This is a genomic window from Sulfuricurvum sp. (assembly GCF_049305995.1).
Taxonomy (GTDB): Bacteria; Campylobacterota; Campylobacteria; order Campylobacterales; family Sulfurimonadaceae; genus Sulfuricurvum.
In genome coordinates this window covers 1-2975 of the sequence record NZ_JBAQPS010000396.1, presented here as the reverse complement: position 1 = coordinate 2975, position 2975 = coordinate 1, and the positions used below count along the sequence as shown (strand labels likewise).

Sequence of the window (2975 nt, the reverse complement as noted above, 5' to 3'; positions counted from 1 at the left end):
AATATTCAGCCACTCGCGAATGAAATCGGATGGAATGCCGGTGGATACCAATACAATGCGGTCGATTCCGTCAATGTTAAAATCGTATAAGGTTTAAAAATGAAAAAATTATTAGTACTTAGCGCATTTTTGGCTGCAACTGCATTTGCCCAAGTCGATAAACCGATTGAAATGCCCTACGTCGATTATCCGATGGTAAAAGGAGATCATGACGAAGTGGCACAGCAATACTGCCTTATCTGTCACTCATGGGGATATGTCCTCAACCAAGGTAAAAAAAGCCGCCCGTATTGGACAGGAACTGTCCAAAAAATGGTGAATGAATTCAAAGCCCCTATCGGGAAAGAGGATCAACAAACAATTATTAACTATCTCGTCAAACACTACGGATATGAAGTGCAATCAGGACATTAAACCCTGATTACACTACATTGATCCTTCCATTCTTAACTTCAATGATTCCAGCCAATTCTGCTTCAAACACTCGATCACCAAACTTTACTACTGCTTCTTCATATACCGGTTGGGTTGCACAAAACAGTACAAACGGATCATTTTTGTCAATCTTGGAATGCACCATACCAAACTTTCCTACAAAAGTATCAATATCATAAATAGGCTCAGCTTTTCCATCGGATAACAACCTATTCGTCCCTTCACTATCACCAATCCTATGAGGTAGTACGTAAATTTTCTTACCCATTTCCAGTGCAAATTCAACACTTCGCATACTACCACTATTAATATCCGCCTGTGTAACAATCAATACCTCGCCCAGTGCCACTACCAAACTATTCCGTACTACAAAGCTCCAATTAGTTGCTTGAAAACTCAGTTCAAACTGACTCATGCTTAAACCGTTATTTTCTATATTTTCCAATAATGATTTATTGACTGCAGGATAGTGTAAATCGATTCCACAAGGTAACACCACAATCGTACTGTCACTTCCAGCTCCTCGATGAGCTATCGCATCTACACCCATAGCTCCACCACTGACAATACAAATACCAATTCTCGATAACTCACTTGCTAAATGATGAGTCATCTGCTGCGTATATTGATTTGGTTTCCTACTTCCGATTATCGAAACTTTTTGCCGATTTAATAAATCAAGATTTCCTTTATAATATATTTTTTCAGGATATTTTTTGATTGATAAAAACTCAGGAACTTCAAATTCGATCATAGTATGCATAGTAGACTCTTAATCATAATAATATTATGATCTTAACAAAGAAATATTAATCCATCAAAAAAATATGTCAGATTGTCAGATTTTATCAATTCCTACTAGTTGCACTTCCTTCAACAGCTCTTTTGATTCTTTAAGAGCTCTAATTGTATCTGGGCGAGGATGACCAATCGCAATAGCTTTTCCATCACATTTTGCTTTAGCAATGGCCTTTCTAATTTGTTTTTTAACATTACTAATACCATCTTGATGATCCAAAAACACATCTCGACCTAAATAACGAACATGAAGTTTCGTTGAAATTTGCGGAACCTTGGTTTCTGCAGAAGTACGACTATCGACAAAAAGCAGTCCTTCTTTCTTCATAACTCCTATCAACCGTTCCATAGCATCACTATTCGCCGTAAATTTTGATCCGGTGTGATTATTCAAATATCGAGCAGCAGGATATAATTGCTTTAATTCCAAAATTCTCTCTTCTATACGCGTGATTGAATCATTGACTCGAAGTGTACCAATCTCTTCATCCTTAAAATCAAGTGCTTCAAGAGGTAAATGAACCATATAGTGAGACTGTTTTTGTGCCAATTTAGCTGATTCCGGATGTCGTGGGCTCGGAGGTAAAAATGACATGACAAGAGGTAATCCGGTAGATTGAATTGCCTGCACATCCTGAAGATACGAGACATCGTCAATAATAATGACTAACTTTGCTTTTTTTAGATTTTTTTCTACTTTTTTCTGATCTTGATAGGAAATGTCTTCTCTTGTCTTAATTACTTTATGAGATTGTTCTTTCTCGATAAAAATTTGAAGCTCTTTTTTAAGACGATTAATTTCAATATTTTCTGTGGTTGCTTTAGGTCTGAGTACAAGATTATCGTCTTGTTCATCCATCTGTTGAATTTGTTTTGTTAGCTTCTTTGTTTGAGCTTGTTCAGCTTCCAATTTTTCTTCCACTTGATTAAATCCAATTAGATAACCGATTAAAAAAGTAAGAAGTAAAAGGATAATACCAACTAATATCCAAGCAAGATATTGCAATGAAAAGATATAATTGGGTCGAGGTCGTTTACTCATAAAAAAATAAAACCTCTTATGCGAAAGTATTCAGAGCGAATCGCTCTGAAGAAAGGAAAATTAGTTTGTAGCTTGGTTAACGATTTTGTTTTTAGAGATCCACGGCATCATAGAGCGTAATTTAACACCCGTTTGCTCGATCAAAGAGGCACGTGCGTTTGCACGCTCTGCGTTCATACGAGGATAACCCGCTTGACCTTCGAGGATGAAATCTTTTGCGAAACGGCCATCTTGGATCTCTTTGAGGATCTCTTTCATTGCCGCTTTTGATTCTGCATTGATAACACGTTTACCACTTACGTAGTCACCGTATTCTGCTGTGTTAGAGATAGAGTAACGCATATCCGCGATTCCACCCTCGAACATCAAATCAACGATGAGCTTAAGCTCGTGAAGACACTCGAAGTACGCCAATTCAGGTGCGTAACCCGCTTCGGTCAATGTTTCGAATCCCGCTTGTACGAGAGATGCCGCACCGCCGCAAAGAACCGCTTGCTCTCCGAAAAGGTCAGTTTCTGTTTCGTCTTTAAACGTCGTTTCGATGATCGCTGTACGTCCGCCACCGATAGCCGATGCATAGGATAGTGCCAATTCTTTTGTTGTTCCGCTCGGATTTTGTCCAACTGCGATCAAATCGGGAATCCCGCCGCCGCGAACAAATTCAGAACGTACGGTATGACCCGGTGCTTTAGGAGCGATC

At 38.7% G+C, this 2975-nt stretch carries 4 protein-coding genes; 1 reads left to right on the top strand and 3 read right to left on the bottom strand.

Annotated features, from left to right (window positions below; genetic code table 11):
• Nucleotides 1–99 precede the first annotated feature (99 nt).
• The gene (locus tag WA010_RS13245) at nt 100–414 is read left to right on the top strand and encodes a sulfite:cytochrome C oxidoreductase subunit B (protein ID WP_422557590.1); all 315 of its coding nucleotides are present in this window, start codon (nt 100–102) and stop codon (nt 412–414) included.
• A gap of 7 nt (nt 415–421) precedes the next feature.
• Here WA010_RS13245 and WA010_RS13240 read toward each other — a convergent pair whose 3' ends face one another.
• The 3 genes from WA010_RS13240 to ilvC all read right to left on the bottom strand — a co-directional run.
• The gene (locus tag WA010_RS13240; protein WP_422557589.1) at nt 422–1198 is read right to left on the bottom strand and encodes a DNA-processing protein DprA; all 777 of its coding nucleotides are present in this window, start codon (nt 1196–1198) and stop codon (nt 422–424) included.
• 75 nt (nt 1199–1273) lie between these two features.
• Nucleotides 1274–2275, bottom strand: coding sequence for a divergent polysaccharide deacetylase family protein (locus WA010_RS13235; RefSeq protein WP_422557588.1), 1002 nt, complete (start codon nt 2273–2275; stop codon nt 1274–1276).
• A 60-nt stretch (nt 2276–2335) separates the two neighbouring features.
• Nucleotides 2336–2975 (bottom strand): ketol-acid reductoisomerase (ilvC, locus tag WA010_RS13230; protein WP_422557587.1); only part of this gene is annotated, 640 nt, incomplete at its 5' end.